Source organism: Sphingopyxis alaskensis RB2256, from assembly GCF_000013985.1.
In the GTDB taxonomy this organism is placed as follows: domain Bacteria; phylum Pseudomonadota; class Alphaproteobacteria; order Sphingomonadales; family Sphingomonadaceae; genus Sphingopyxis; species Sphingopyxis alaskensis.
The window spans coordinates 3138734-3152784 of the sequence record NC_008048.1 but is presented as its reverse complement, the minus strand read 5'-3'; the positions used below and the strand labels follow the sequence as shown (position 1 = coordinate 3152784).

Here is a 14051-nt window from a genome sequence, read left to right as displayed (position 1 = left end):
AAGGGCGATGACGACACCAACGACATGGCTGGAACAGGCGCGCGACGCGCACCGCCGTGGCGACGTCGCGGCGGAGACGGCAGCGCTCGACGGCGCGATCCACGCCGACCGCGGCAATGTCGCCGCGCTGCTCGCCATGGCCGAACTCAAGCGGCGGCTCGCCGACGACCGCGCAGCGGGCAGCTATTACCGCCTGGCGCTCACCACCGCCGTGCAGGCGCGCAGCGTCCCGCCGGCGCTTCATCCCGGCCTTCAGCGCGCCGAGCAATTCCTCGCCGACACCGAGCGCGCCTTTGCCGACCATCTGCTCGGCCAGCTACGAAGTGCGGGCATCGATACAAGGAACGCCGCGCCGCGTGTCGCCGAGGCGCTGCGAATGCTTGCGGGCGAACAGCCGCTCTATCTGCAACAGCCGAGCATGTTCTATTTTCCGGGTCTCGCCCAGCGCCCCTTTTTCGAGCGGTCCGGTTTCGATTGGGCGGAAGCGGTCGAGGCGGCGACCGACGCGATCCGCGCCGAGTTGCTCGCGATGATCGACGGCGCGACCGATCCTTTCGGACCCTATGTCACTACCGCCCCCGGTCGCCCGCCGCCGAACAACCCGCTGCTCGACAAGCCCGACTGGGGCGCCGCCTGGCTCTGGAAGGATGGCGCGATCGCCGACGGCATGGCGGGTCTATGCCCCGCGACCCTCGCCGCGCTCGAACTGGCGCCGCAGCCCGTCATCCCGAACCGCGCGCCGATCGCGCTCTTTTCGCGCCTCATGCCCGGTACGCATATCCAGTCGCACCACGGGTTGCTCAATACGCGCCTGATCTGTCATCTGCCGCTGATCGTTCCCGATGGCTGCGGCCTGCGCGTCGGCGCCGAAACGCGCGAATGGCGCGAAGGCGAGCTGATGATCTTCGACGACAGTTTCGAGCATGAGGCGTGGAACCACGGGGCGAGCGACCGCACCGTCCTGCTGTTCGAAATCTGGCGCCCCGACATCGATATCGACGAGCGCGAACAATTGACGCGCATCTTCGCGGCGATCGACACCTATGGCGAACAATAGACAGGAACGGGAAGACGATGACCAACGCAGGCATGGACGCCGACATCTACGGCGCCTTTATCGAGCAGCTGCAACGCTATGTCCGCGAACGGCTGATCCCCGCCGAGGACCAGCTCGAAGAACTCGGCCGCGTTCCCGACGATATCCTCGCCGAAATGCGCGACATGGGGCTGTTCGGCGTGACGATGCCCGAAGAATATGGCGGCGCGGGCATGAACATCAGCCAATATGTCGGCTTCATTCGCGAGCTCGCCTATGCCGCGCCCGCCTATCGCTCGATCGTGTCGATCAACATCGGCATGGTGTGCAAATCGATCCTCGGGTTCGGCACCGAGCAGCAGAAAGCGCATTGGCTGCCCAAGCTGGCGAGCGGCAGCATCGCCGCCTTCGGCCTCACCGAGCCCGACAGCGGCTCGGACAGCGCGGCGATGAAGACGCGCGCGGTGCCGAGCGGCAACGGCTATGTGCTCAATGGCACCAAACGCTATATCACCAACGCGCCCTTTGCCGACGTCATCCTCGTCATGGCGCGCACCAATGCCGAGGCGCTGCCAAAGAATGCGCATGTCAGCGCTTTCCTCGTGCCCAGAGACGCCCCCGGCGTCTCGATCGGCAAGCCCGACGGCAAGATGGGCCAGGCCGGATCGCAGATCGCCGACGTGATCCTCGAGGATGTGCATGTCGACGGCGACGCGCTGCTCGGCGGCGAGGAAGGCATCGGCTTTCGCGCCGCGATGCAGAGCCTCGACAACGGGCGCCTGTCGGTCGCCGCGGCGAGCGTCGGCTATGCCAAAAGGATGCTCGACACGGGGCTTCGATATGCGATGGAACGCAAGGCGTTCGGCGAACCCATCGCCAGTTTCCAGCTGATCCAGGCGATGCTCGCCGACAGCAAGGCCGAAATCTACGCCGCCGACTGCATGCTCAACGACGCCTGCGCGCGCGCCGACCGCGGCGAAAAGATCCTTGTCGAAGCCGCCGCGACCAAGATGTTCGCGAGTGAAATGTGCGGCCGCGTCGCCGACCGCGTGGTGCAGATTCATGGCGGCGCGGGCTATCTCAAGGAATATCTCGCCGAACGCTTCTATCGCGACTGTCGCATTTACCGCATTTATGAAGGGACGACGCAGATACAGCAGCTGGTGATCGCGAAGAACATGATCCGCGATTATGCGGGCTAGCTGTTTAGAGCGCGATGGCATGTGATGGTGTAGCGTCCTATTGAAGATATCCGGCTTGGATTTCCAGAGTTCTTCGATGGCTTCACAGGGCGTCCTGAAGCGCGGGGGGCGGCAAATCTCCTGCCAGGGGATTCAGCCAGCCTTGTAGACAGACAGGTTTCGGAGGCGGTCAGGCGAAGGCGGCGACACTTTCGATGAACCTGATCACCGAGATGGGTTTCGAGACATAGGCTTCGGCGCCCGCGGCGCGGATCTGCTCCTCGTCGCCCTTGCCCGCATAGGCGGTGACCGCCATGATCGGTATCGCGCGCAAGATCGGGTCGGCCTTCATCTGGCCGATAAGGTCGAGGCCCGACACATGCGGCAGCTGGATGTCCATGATGATGAGGTCGGGCGACACCGCGCGCGCCTTCGCCAGCGCGTCGCGGCCGTCGCGCACCGGATGCGCGCTGTAACCATGGGCGTTCAGGAGGTCGCAGAACAGGCGCAGGTTGAGTTCATTATCTTCGACGACCAGGATGGTCTTGCCCATGTGCGTTCCGTTCCCCACCTTGCGTGCGCGGCCCGTTTAGGCGAATCGGGCGCATGACACAATTGCATCGCGGCGAAGGGGTCTGACGTGCTTGAGGACGACGCGGCACTGGCGCTCCATGCGCTCGGCTGGATTTTGAGCGACGAGCCGCGCGCCGGGCGATTGCTCGCGCTCACCGGCCTTGCGCCGGGCGAACTGCGCGCCTCGCTCGGCGAGCGCGCGACGCTCGCGGCGATCCTGTCGTTCCTCACCGCCCATGAAAACGACCTTGTCGCCTGCGCCGATGCGTTGCAGGTGCCCCCCGCCGGCCTCGCCGCCGCGGCCCTCAGACTCGAAGGATCCCCTGCATGACCCGCCCGCTCGTCATCACCGATTGCGACGAGGTGCTGATGCACATGGTCGTGCCCTTCGCCGAATGGGTCGACGCCGAACATGGCGTGATCTTTCGCATCGAGGATGCGAGCTTTGCGAATGCGCTGAAGCGCAAGGAATGCGGCACGCCGCTCGAGGCCGCCGAGGTGTGGCCTTTGCTCGACGGCTTTTTCCGCGAGGAAATGACGCGGCAGTATCCGATCCCCGGCGCGCTGGCCGCGATGGCCGCGATCGGCGCCGAGGCCGACATCGTGGTGCTCACCAACGTCGGCCCCGAGCATCAGCAGGCGCGCATCGACCAGCTCGCGCTCCACGATTTCCACGCGCCGGTGATCGGCAGCCGCGGCGGCAAGGGCGCGCCGGTGCGTCGCCTGATCGAGCAATATCGGCCGCCCGTCGCGGTGTTCATCGACGATCTGGCGGGGCATCATCGCTCGGTCGCCGAGGAAGCGCCGGAGGTGTGGCGGCTTCATTTCGTCGGCGAACCCGCGATTGCCGGCAAGATTGCGGCTTCGCCGCACGCCCATGCGCGAATCGACGATTGGAAAGCGGCCGAGCGCTGGATAATGGCGCGCCTCGCCGAAAAAATCCCCGCCCCGGCACCGCAGCCGGTTTAGAAAGGACCCTTCATGGATATCGCCGCCAAAATCGCCGAACTCGGCCTCGAACTTCCGAAACCCGCCGCGCCGGTCGCCGCCTATGTGCCCGCGGTCGAACATGGCGGGATGGTCTATGTCAGCGGCCAGCTGCCGTTCCGCGACGGACAGGTCGTGACCGGCCGCCTCGGCGACGACATGGACGTGCCGGGCGGGCAGGACGCGGCGCAGCGCGTCGCGCTGATGCTCGTCGCGCAAATCGGGCAAGCGCTGGGCGGCGACTGGGCCCGCGTCGAACGCATCGTCAAGCTCGGCGTCTTCGTCAACAGCGCGCCGGGCTTCACCGATCAGGCCAAGGTTGCCAATGGTGCATCCGAACTGTTCGAAAAATTGTTCGGCGAAGTCGGCCGCCACGCGCGCGCCGCGGTCGGCGTCGCGGTGCTGCCGCTCGGCGCCGCGGTCGAGGCCGACGCGATCGTCGCGGTGCGCCCGGCCTGAGCGATGGCCGAGGCCGACCCACCGGCGCGGACCATCGCGCTCGGCAGCGGCGTCGCCGCGGTCGACGCGGCGGCGTGGGACGGCTTGCACAATGGCGGCAATCCGTTCGTCGACCACGCCTTCCTGTCGCTGCTCGAAGAATCGGGCAGCGTCGGACCGGGCACCGGGTGGCAGGCCGCGCCGCTGCTTGTCGAGGACGCGACCGGTTCGCTGGTCGCAGCCGCGCCCGCCTATCTCAAATCGCACAGCCAGGGCGAATATGTGTTCGACCATGGCTGGGCCGACGCCTGGGCGCGCGCGGGCGGCGATTATTATCCGAAGCTGCAGATCGCGGTGCCCTTCACCCCCGTGCCGGGACCGCGGCTGCTTGCGCGGGACAGCGGCGACGCACGGCTGCTGCTCCGCGCCGCCGAAGCCGTCGTGCGGCAGAATGGCCTGTCGTCGGCGCACGCGACCTTTGTGGCGCCCGACCAGATGCCCTTGTTCGAGGAGGCGGGCTGGCTCATCCGCCGCGACATCCAGTTTCACTTCGCGAATCGGGGCTATGCCAGCTTCGACGATTTCCTCGCCTCGCTCAATTCGCAGAAGCGCAAGCAGTTGCGCAAGGAAAGGTTCCGCGCGGCCCAGGGCCTGCGGATCGAGGAACTCACCGGCGAGACGATCCGCCCCGAACATTGGGATGCTATGTGGCTTTTCTATCAGGACACCGGCGCGCGCAAATGGGGGCATCCCTATCTGACGCGCGCGGCCTTCGACCTGATGGGCGCGGCGATGGCGGACAAGATCATCCTGCTGATCGCTTATGATGCCGACGAGCGACCGGTCGCCGGGGCACTGCACTTCCTTGGCGCCGATACGCTCTACGGCCGCTATTGGGGGTGCCTCGCCGACATCCCCTATCTGCATTTCGAACTATGCTATTATCGCGCGATCGACATTGCGATCGAACGCGGGCTGAAACGGGTCGAGGCGGGCGCGCAGGGCGGGCACAAGCTCGCGCGCGGCTATGGCCCTGTCGCGACCTGGTCGGCGCATTTCATCGCCGATCCGGGCTTTCGCCGTGCAGTTGCCGATTATCTCGATCGGGAACGCCGTGCCGAAGCGGCGGAAATGGAGTGGCTGGAGGGGCATATGCCCTTCAGGCGGAAGAGCTGAGCCAGTTGCCTGTTCCGTTCGTGTCGAGCGAAGTCGAGATGCGAACGGGAAGAGGCGCGATCCTGTTTACGCCACGAACCGCCGCGCGGCCGGACGGCGCGCCGTCTCGTCGAGCCAGGCGCGTGCCTGGCGCTGCGCTTCGGCGATTTCGCCCTGCGACATTTCGCTCGATACGTCGGCGCGGCACTGCTGGCCTTCGATATTGCCGCCGAGCGCGGCAAGATTGAACCATTTATGCGCCTGGACCAGGTCGACATCGACCCCGCCGGTCCCCGTGGAAAATGCGATGCCGAGATCGAAATAGGCATTGGCGTCGCCACGCGCCGCATCGAGCAGGCGGCTTTCGATCAGATATTGGGCCGACTTCAGACTGTTCGCCATGATAACCCCCTTCGCCTCCACCCCACATGGAGACCTCGGGGCCAAACTTGCGGTTTATGGTCAACAAAGCGTTAACGATGACCCGATTTTTTGTGGATAGTGCGCCGAGCGCCTGGAAATCCGCTGTTTCTTGCCCTGTTCAGCCCACCGGCAAATTGTCGATCAGCCGCGTCCTGCCGATTCTTGCCGCGGCGAGCAGCCGCGCCGGGGCGCGAAAGACAGCGAGCCGTTCGAGGCTGTCGGCATCGGCGAGCGCGACATAGTCGACGCTGTCGAACCCGCCCCCGACGATCGCCGCCTCGGCCCTGGCGAGCGTCTCGGCGACGTCGGCGCCGTCCGCGATCGCCTTTGCGGCCGTCTTCAGCGCGCCGGGAAAGGCCGCCGCCGCCGTGCGCTGCTCGGCCGACAGATAGGCGTTGCGCGACGACAGCGCGAGCCCGTCGGCCTCGCGCGCGATCGGCGCGCCCAATATGTCGATGCCGAAATCGAGGTCGCGCGCCATGCGACGGATGATCGCGAGCTGTTGCCAGTCCTTTTCACCGAAGATCGCGATGTCGGGACGCACCTGATTGAACAATTTGGCCACGACCGTCGCAACGCCGTCGAAATGGCCGGGACGCGCGGCGCCGCAATAATCGGCGCCGAGTTCGGCAACCTCGACATGCGTGCTGTGCCCGCCGGGATACATGGTGCCGACGTCGGGCGCCCAGAGCAGGCTCGTCCCTTCCTCGACGAGCAGCGCGGCGTCGCGCGCCTCGTCGCGCGGATAGGCGGCAAAATCCTCGTTCGGCCCGAATTGCGTCGGGTTGACGAAGATCGAGACGACGACATGGTCGGCGACGCGCTTTGCCATCCGGACGAGCGAGAGATGGCCGGCGTGCAGCGCTCCCATCGTGGGGACGAGCGCGATGCTCTTGCCGCCCTGTTTCAGTGCCGTGACGGCACGGTGGAGCATCGCGATGTCACGGATGATTTGCACGGCCGGGCGCCCTCCGATATTGGCGCGATGATATCATTTCGCGCGTCGGTCGCCCATGCCGCGCCAACAGGAAAATCGCAACGCCCCATGACGAACTCCGCGACGACCCCCGCTCCGCACCGCATCATCTTTGCCAATGAAAAGGGCGGAACGGGCAAATCGACCTGCGCCGTGCATTTCGCGGTTGCGCTGGCAAGCCAGGGCTGGCGCGTCGCGGGGATCGACCTCGACCCCCGCCAGCGCACCTTTCATCGCTATCTCGAGAATCGCACCAACACCGCACGACGGCGCGACATCGAATTGCCGACGCCGCAGTTCGAGGTGTTCGAGGGATCGACGATCGAGGAGCTCGACACGCAGGTGGCGCGGCTGACCGAAGGCGCCGATTATTTCATCGCCGACACGCCGGGCCGCGACGATGTCTTCGCCCGCCACCTTGCAACCACCGCCGACACGCTCGTCACGCCGATCAACGACAGCTTCATCGATTTCGACCTGATCGGCCAGGTCGATCCCGAGACATTTCAGGTGACGCGCCCCAGCTTTTATTCGGAGCTGATCTGGGACACGCGCAAGGCGCGCGCCAAGAGCGACGGGCGCACGATCGACTGGATCATCCTGCGCAACCGCCTCCAGCATGTCGACGCGCACAATATGCGGCGCGTCGGCGAGGCGCTGGGCCAGTTGTCGCGCCGCGTCGGCTTTCGCGTCATCCCCGGCCTTGGCGAGCGCGTCATCTATCGCGAACTCTTCCCGGCCGGGCTTACGCTCCTCGACAAGGCGCATCTGGGCGGCATGGGAATCGGCCATGTCGTCGCGCGGCAGGAATTGCGCGAGGCGATGGGCGGCCTCAACCTGCCCGCGCGCGAGCGACTGCATCCCGACGGCGACCTGTTTGCTGCCGCCTGACCTGCTTCTCCCCCCAAGAGGATCGACGATGACCCATGATTTCCATCCGACGATGCTGCGCGAATATGACATTCGCGGCGTCGTTGGCGATACGTTGTCCGAAAAGGACGCCTATGCCATCGGGCGCAGCTTTGCGACGCTGATCCGCCGCGCGGGGGGCGGACGAATTGCGGTCGGCTATGACGGACGGCTGTCGTCGCCGATGCTCGCCGAAGCGCTGGTCGCAGGGGTCAACGCTGCGGGCGTCGATGCGTTGAATGTCGGGCTGGGACCGACGCCGATGCTCTATTATGCGGCCTCAACGCAGCAGGTCGATGGCGGCATACAGATAACCGGAAGCCATAATCCCCCCGACTATAACGGCTTCAAGATGGTATTTCAGGGGCGCCCCTTCTTCGGCGCCGACATCCGGCGGATCGGTGAAATGGCCGCGGCGGGCGACTGGGAGGCGGGCGAAGGCACGGCGGAGCGCATCGACATCGTCGATGCCTATGTCGACCGGCTGGTCGAGGGGTTCGTCGGCGGCGCCTTCCGCATCGGCTGGGACGCCGGCAACGGGGCAGCGGGCCCCGTGATCGAGAAACTCACCGCGCGCTTGCCCGGCGAGCATCATTTGCTTTTCACAGACATTGACGGGCATTTCCCGAACCACCATCCCGATCCGACCGAGGAGAAGAACCTCGCCGATCTGCGCAAGCTCGTCGCCGAAAAGAGCCTCGATTTCGGCGTCGCCTTCGATGGAGACGGCGACCGTATCGGCGCGATCGACGGCCAGGGCCGCGTGATCTGGGGCGACCAGCTGCTGCAAATCTATGCCGCCGCGGTGTTGACCGACCTGCCCGGCGCGACGGTGATCGCCGATGTGAAGGCGAGCCAGGCGCTGTTCGACCGCGTCGCGCAGCTCGGCGGCACGCCCCTGATGTGGAAGACCGGTCACAGCCTCATCAAGGCGAAGATGAAGGAAACCGGCAGTCCGCTCGCCGGCGAGATGAGCGGGCACATCTTCTTCGCCGACCGCTATTACGGTTATGACGACGCCCCTTATGCGGCGGTGCGACTGATCGAGGCGGCGACGAAGCTCGGGAAAAGCGTCACCGAATTGCGCGGCGGTATGGCGCCGATGGTCAACACGCCCGAAATGCGCTTCCAGGTCGACGAGGTGCGCAAATTCGCCATTGTGGACGAGGTTCTGGACCGGCTGGCGACGTCGGGCGCGCGCGTCGATCGCACCGACGGGGCGCGGGTGATGACCGACGACGGCTGGTGGCTGCTCCGCGCGTCGAACACGCAGGACGTGCTCGTCGCCCGCGCCGAGGCCGTGGACGAAGCCGCGCTGGCGCGGCTGCTGGTGGCGATCGACGAACAGCTCGCGCAATCGGGCGTCGCGCGCGGAACGCAGGCGGCGCATTAGGCGCGGCCAGGGCGCATCGCATCCTTGCAATAATCCTGCCAGATTGACCTTGGCGCCGTCGCTGGGGTAACGCGGCAGCGAAGCCAGACGGGAACCGACCGCTTTATGACCGACGAGGAATCGACAATCGCGCGGGCAGCCGACGACGACCATGGCGTCGCCGAGCATCGGGCGCACGCGCGCGAGGACGCCGCGACGGGCAACGGGCTGGCCGTCATTTCGATCGCCAAAAGCTATGACAAGCGCGTCGTCCTGTCCGACGTGTCGCTGTCGGTCGGCAAGGGCGAAGTCGTCGGGCTGCTCGGGCCCAATGGTGCGGGCAAGACGACCTGCTTCTATTCGATCATGGGGCTGGTGAAGCCCGATGCCGGGCGCATCATGCTCGACGGCGCCGACATCACCGCGCTGCCCATGTATCGCCGCGCGATCCTGGGCCTTGGCTATCTGCCGCAGGAAACGTCGATCTTTCGCGGCATGACGGTGGCGCAGAATATCGAGGCGGTGCTCGAACTCGCCGAGCCCGACAAGGTCGCGCGCGAACGGCGGCTCGAAGAATTGCTCGACGAATTCGGTCTCACGCGGCTGCGCGACGCCGCGGCGATGGCGCTGTCGGGCGGTGAGCGCCGCCGCGCCGAAATCGCCCGCGCGCTGGCCGCCAACCCGTCGATCATCCTGCTCGACGAACCTTTTGCGGGCATTGATCCCCTGTCGATCAGCGATATTCGCGACCTTGTCGCGGACCTCAAGACGCGCGGCATCGGCGTGCTCATCACCGACCATAATGTCCGTGAGACGCTCGACCTCGTCGATCGCGCGTGCATCATCTATGATGGCAAGGTGTTGCTGGCGGGATCGCCCGCCGAACTCGTCGCCGATCCCGAGGTGCGCCGACTCTATCTGGGTGAGGGCTTCTCGCTGTGACGGCCGGAGCCGTGTCGCTGTTGAATGAGCGTCTTTCAGTTTCCGTTCGTGTCGAGCGAAGTCGAGACACGCCGAGTTCGTGCAAGCCTTCACGTGTCTCGACTTCGCTCGACACGAACGGGATCGTAATCAGGTAATTTCCGATGGCGTTGGGTCCGCGCCTCGATCTCCGCCAGTCGCAATCGCTGGTGATGACGCCGCAGTTGCAGCAGGCGATCAAGCTGCTGGCGCTGTCGAACCTCGAGCTTGAGGCCTATCTGGCCGAGGCGTTGGAAGGCAATCCGCTGCTCGACACGGGCGCACCCGACAGCGAGGGCGGGGGCGACGAGCCCGACGGCGATGCGCCGCCCGCGGCGGAAACGCCTGCCGACACCGATCGGGCGCTGGCGTCCGATGCCGGCACCGCCGACGACCTCGACGTCGATTTCACCGAAGAGCGTTTCCATCATGACAGCGCGAGCGACAGCGTCGGCCTGTCGGGTGCGGGCGAGGACGTGGATTTCGACAGTTTCGCGGAGGCCGAGGGCTCGCTCCACGACCATCTGCTCGCGCAGGTCGGCGAGCGGCTCGACGGGATCGAGGCGATCATCGCGGGCCAGCTCGTCGCGCTGATCGACGAGGCGGGCTATCTGCGCGCCGACCTTGCCGAACTCGCCGCACAGCTCGGCGTGCCCCTGGCGCTGGTCGAGGCGGTGCTGCGGGTGGTCCAGGGCTTCGACCCCGCGGGCGTCGGCGCGCGCGACCTCGCCGAATGTATCGCCATCCAGGCGCGCGAGGCCGACCGCTATGACCCCGCGATGGCGACGATGATCGCGCACCTCGATCTTGTCGCCAAGGGCGCCTTCCCGCAACTGAAGCGCATCTGCGGCGTCGATGACGAGGATCTGGCCGACATGATCCGCGAACTGCGCGGCTATGATCCCAAACCGGGCTTCAGGTTCGGCGGCTCGCCGGTGCAGGCGGTCGTTCCCGACCTGTATGTCCGGCGCACCGCGGCGGGCTGGGCGGTCGAGGTGAACAGCGCGACCCTGCCGCGGCTGCTCGTCAACCGCCGCTATTACAACGAACTCGCCGCGGGCGCGGCGGCAAAAAGCAAGGCGTGGCTGTCCGAACAGCTTGCCGGCGCCAACTGGCTGGTGCGCGCGCTCGACCAGCGCCAGCGCACGATCGTCAAGGTGGCGAGCGAGATCGTCAAGCAGCAGGAGGGGTTTTTTCTGCACGGCGTCGCGCATATGCGGCCGCTGACCTTGCGCCAGGTCGCCGAGGCGATCGGGATGCACGAATCGACCGTCAGCCGCGTCACCAGCAACAAATATCTGTCGTGCCCACGCGGCCTGTTCGAGCTCAAATATTTCTTCTCGTCGGGCATATCGGCGACCGAGGGCGACGGCGCGGTGTCGGCCGAGGCGGTCAAGAGCCGGATCAAGGCGTTGATCGAGGGCGAGGACGCGCGCGCGATCCTGTCCGACGAGACGATCGCGCAGAAACTGTCGGCCGAAGGATTCGACATCGCGCGGCGCACCGTCGTCAAATATCGCGAGGCGATGGGTTATGGCTCGTCGGTGCAGCGACGGCGGCAGAAAGCGCTGGCGGGATAGGCACGCCTCCAGTTCCGTTCGTGTCGAGCGAAGTCGAGACACCGATCGGGACGGCGCAAGATCGAGGGGCATCTCGCCTTCGCTCGATGCGAACGGATAATGGGGAATTAGGCCTCCGGGGCGGTTGACTTTTCGCCCTTATCCCCATAGTTGCGCCGCTTCGCGTCAACACGCCAAGATTTACGGACAAGAACCATGAAGATTCGCAACAGCCTGAAGTCGCTGAAGGACCGCCACCGGGACAACCGCGTGATCCGTCGCCGTGGCCGGACCTATGTGATCAACAAGACCAACCGCCGCTTCAAGGCGCGCCAGGGCTGATCGCCCTGCCGGGGCGCCTTTCGCTCCGCGCGCATAGTCAAGTTAGCGTGACGCCGTCGGATGTTTCCGGCGGCGCTTTCGCGTGTCTGGAGACCCCATGATTCGCCAAAGCGTGATCTTCGACGTCGGCCGCGTCCTGTTCGACTGGGATTTGCGCCACCTGTTCGCCAAGCTGATCGAGGACGAACAAGAACTCGAATGGTTCGTGACGAACGTCGTTACGCCCGAATGGCATTTCCAGCACGACGCCGGACGCCCGCTTGCCGCGATGCTGTCCGAACTGAAGGCCGCGTTTCCGGGGCAGGGCAGGCTGATCGACGCCTATGCGGCGCGCTTCAACGAGACGATTCCGGGGCCGATCCCCGGCAGCCTCGAACTGGTCGAGCGGCTCGACGCCGCGGGTGTTCCCTTGTTTGCGATCACCAATTTCGGCCATGAGTTCTGGGAAGGCTTCCGCCCGACCCAGCCGGTGTTCGACCGTTTCCGCGACATCATCGTTTCGGGCACCGAGAAGATGATGAAGCCCGACCCCGCGATCTACCGGCTTGCCATCGCGCGATTCGGCATCGATCCGGCGGGCGCGCTGTTCATCGACGATGTCGCGGCAAATGTCGCAGGCGCCGAAACGGCGGGGATCGCGGGCCACCGTTTCGTTGATGCGGCGGCGCTCGAGCGGGAGTTGGTCACACGCCGCTATCTACCCGCCTGATCGAAGCGCAGCACCAGCCGCCGCCCCGCAGTGACATCGGCGACGAAACTGCCGTCGGTTCGGGCGCGGAGATCGGCGATGCCGAAGGGGTGGACGAGTCCTCCGCGCGCGAGGTGCCCCTTTGGATCGAACCCGATGATCGTCAGCGCTGCGTCGGTGCGCTGCATCGCGGAACCGAAATAGGCGCGCATGGCCGGATGCTGATCGACGGTCCCGATGCACAGCCCCTGTTCGACCCTGAAGCGAACGACGCCTTCGACCACCGTGTCTCCCAACGTGCCGCTGTAGCGCCGCGCTTCAAGCGGGCAGCCGGCATCCACAAGCCCGGTTGGCACCGGGCGGAAGGGGGCGGCGATCATCTGCGCGGTGGGTTCCATGCGCGATATCCACGCGGCGTTGGAAAGCAGGCTGACCGCGGTGCGTTCGCCGCGCCACAGCCCGATCGTGCTGCGCGCACCGAGCGTGACGCCATTATGATGGACAAAAGGGGCATCGTCCGAATCGACACCGATGCGCCATCCGAAACCGACGGCGTAGCCATCCTCTCCGGCAGCATTGCCGTTGGCGAGCCGCACCGGCACCAGCATCGCGTCGAAACTTTCGGGGCGCACGACGCGGCCCTCGATCATTCGGCCGCCGAAAGCGGCGACCGCGCTCGCCGTGCCGCCGAGCCCGCCGCCGCCCCATGTGTAGCTATAATCGTGACGCGGCGCTTCGACGACGCGGCCCCGATCGAAGGCATAGGCGCGCGAGGCATGGGGATCGTCGCTGTTGGTCGCGTCGGCACGGATTGCCAGCCCCGGCGCGACTTCGGCCGCCACATAGTCGGGGAAGGAGCGCCCCGCCGCTTCTTCGACCATCGCGCCGAGCAGCGTGTAGCCCCACGAGGAATAGCTGTAGGCGGTTCCCGGATGGCTGAGCAGGTCGCGCCGGGCGAAGATGGCAACGGCATCGCGCCCGGTGGCATAGTGGTGCGATCCACGGTTTGCATCGACCGGCTGGTAATGCGGCAGGCCGGAGACATGCGCGGCGAGCTGGCGCGGGGTGATCGCGGGCCAGTTCGCACCGAGCCACGGCAACTGACGCTGCACCGGCGCGTCGAGGTCGATCCGGCCTTGTTCGGCGAGCTGCGCGACCGCAGCGACGGTGAAGACCTTCGAGACGCTCGCCAGCCGGAACAGGGTGTCGCGCGTGACCGGGGCGCCGCTGGCAAGATCGCGCTGTCCGCTGGCACCATCCCAGACGATGCGGCCGTCCTGCCATATCGCGGCAGCCATGCCGGGCACGCCATTGGTTTCGCGCAGCGTGTCGAGAAGTCGCTGCGCGATCGCCGCGGCCTCCGCGCCGGTTTCGGCGCTTGCGGGCGGCGCCGCGGCGCATAGCGCGAGGATAGCCAGCCCTGTCGTGGTCGATCGTTTGGACATCCGGTCC

At 66.2% G+C, this 14051-nt stretch carries 16 protein-coding genes; 12 read left to right on the top strand and 4 right to left on the bottom strand.

The window, feature by feature from the left end; translation table 11 throughout:
- Nucleotides 1-7: 7 nt before the first annotated feature.
- Both SALA_RS15315 and SALA_RS15310 read left to right on the top strand, forming a co-directional pair.
- On the top strand, nt 8-1057 hold the full coding sequence (locus SALA_RS15315) for an aspartyl/asparaginyl beta-hydroxylase domain-containing protein (protein WP_041383437.1): 1050 nt from the start codon (nt 8-10) through the stop codon (nt 1055-1057).
- Nucleotides 1058-1074: 17 nt separating this feature from the next.
- Nucleotides 1075-2238 carry an acyl-CoA dehydrogenase family protein gene (locus SALA_RS15310; protein ID WP_011543278.1) on the top strand — a complete coding sequence of 388 codons (1164 nt, stop codon included), beginning with the start codon at nt 1075-1077 and terminating at the stop codon, nt 2236-2238.
- 169 nt (nt 2239-2407) lie between these two features.
- Here SALA_RS15310 and SALA_RS15305 read toward each other — a convergent pair whose 3' ends face one another.
- Nucleotides 2408-2770, bottom strand: coding sequence for a response regulator (locus SALA_RS15305; protein ID WP_011543277.1), 363 nt, complete (start codon nt 2768-2770; stop codon nt 2408-2410).
- Between the two features lie 87 nt (nt 2771-2857).
- Between SALA_RS15305 and SALA_RS15300 the strand changes: the two genes are divergently transcribed.
- The 4 genes from SALA_RS15300 to SALA_RS15285 are packed head-to-tail and all read left to right on the top strand — an operon-like array spanning nt 2858 to nt 5391.
- On the top strand, nt 2858-3121 hold the full coding sequence (locus SALA_RS15300) for a DUF3572 family protein (protein ID WP_011543276.1): 264 nt from the start codon (nt 2858-2860) through the stop codon (nt 3119-3121).
- Entirely contained in the window at nt 3118-3759 is a 642-nt protein-coding gene (locus SALA_RS15295) for an HAD family hydrolase (RefSeq protein WP_011543275.1), read from the top strand. Before SALA_RS15300 ends, SALA_RS15295 begins: the two co-directional genes overlap by 4 nt.
- 12 nt (nt 3760-3771) lie before the next feature.
- Complete coding sequence (locus SALA_RS15290) at nt 3772-4236, top strand: RidA family protein (protein ID WP_011543274.1); 465 nt, start codon at nt 3772-3774, stop codon at nt 4234-4236.
- A 3-nt stretch (nt 4237-4239) separates the two neighbouring features.
- Nucleotides 4240-5391: a GNAT family N-acetyltransferase gene (locus tag SALA_RS15285; protein WP_011543273.1), complete on the top strand. Its 1152-nt coding sequence runs from the start codon at nt 4240-4242 to the stop codon at nt 5389-5391.
- Nucleotides 5392-5457: 66 nt separating this feature from the next.
- Here the strand turns inward: SALA_RS15285 and SALA_RS15280 are convergent, their stop codons facing one another.
- Both SALA_RS15280 and panC read right to left on the bottom strand, forming a co-directional pair.
- On the bottom strand, nt 5458-5772 hold the full coding sequence (locus SALA_RS15280; RefSeq protein WP_041384202.1) for a sel1 repeat family protein: 315 nt from the start codon (nt 5770-5772) through the stop codon (nt 5458-5460).
- A gap of 139 nt (nt 5773-5911) precedes the next feature.
- On the bottom strand, nt 5912-6751 hold the full coding sequence (panC, locus tag SALA_RS15275; RefSeq protein ID WP_011543271.1) for a pantoate--beta-alanine ligase: 840 nt from the start codon (nt 6749-6751) through the stop codon (nt 5912-5914).
- An 87-nt stretch (nt 6752-6838) separates the two neighbouring features.
- On the opposite strand from panC, the gene SALA_RS15270 reads away from it, so the two are divergent.
- From SALA_RS15270 to SALA_RS15245, 6 genes are all read left to right on the top strand, one after another.
- Nucleotides 6839-7660, top strand: a complete 822-nt coding sequence (locus tag SALA_RS15270; RefSeq protein ID WP_041383435.1) for a division plane positioning ATPase MipZ — start codon at nt 6839-6841, stop codon at nt 7658-7660.
- A gap of 28 nt (nt 7661-7688) precedes the next feature.
- Nucleotides 7689-9071: a phosphoglucomutase/phosphomannomutase PgmG gene (gene pgmG, locus SALA_RS15265; RefSeq protein ID WP_011543269.1), complete on the top strand. Its 1383-nt coding sequence runs from the start codon at nt 7689-7691 to the stop codon at nt 9069-9071.
- Between the two features lie 105 nt (nt 9072-9176).
- A complete protein-coding gene (gene lptB / locus SALA_RS15260; protein ID WP_011543268.1) occupies nt 9177-9992 on the top strand; it encodes an LPS export ABC transporter ATP-binding protein in 816 nt (271 codons plus the stop codon).
- A 143-nt stretch (nt 9993-10135) separates the two neighbouring features.
- A complete protein-coding gene (gene rpoN, locus SALA_RS15255; protein ID WP_011543267.1) occupies nt 10136-11590 on the top strand; it encodes an RNA polymerase factor sigma-54 in 1455 nt (484 codons plus the stop codon).
- 195 nt (nt 11591-11785) lie between these two features.
- The gene (gene ykgO / locus SALA_RS15250; protein ID WP_003046794.1) at nt 11786-11911 is read left to right on the top strand and encodes a type B 50S ribosomal protein L36; all 126 of its coding nucleotides are present in this window, start codon (nt 11786-11788) and stop codon (nt 11909-11911) included.
- Nucleotides 11912-12008: 97 nt separating this feature from the next.
- Nucleotides 12009-12620 (top strand): HAD family hydrolase, encoded by a 612-nt coding sequence (locus SALA_RS15245; protein WP_011543266.1) that lies wholly within the window; start codon nt 12009-12011, stop codon nt 12618-12620.
- Here SALA_RS15245 and SALA_RS15240 read toward each other — a convergent pair.
- Entirely contained in the window at nt 12605-14044 is a 1440-nt protein-coding gene (locus tag SALA_RS15240; protein WP_011543265.1) for a serine hydrolase domain-containing protein, read from the bottom strand. The two genes, SALA_RS15245 and SALA_RS15240, sit on opposite strands and share 16 nt — an antisense overlap.
- Between the last annotated feature and the right edge of the window lie 7 nt (nt 14045-14051).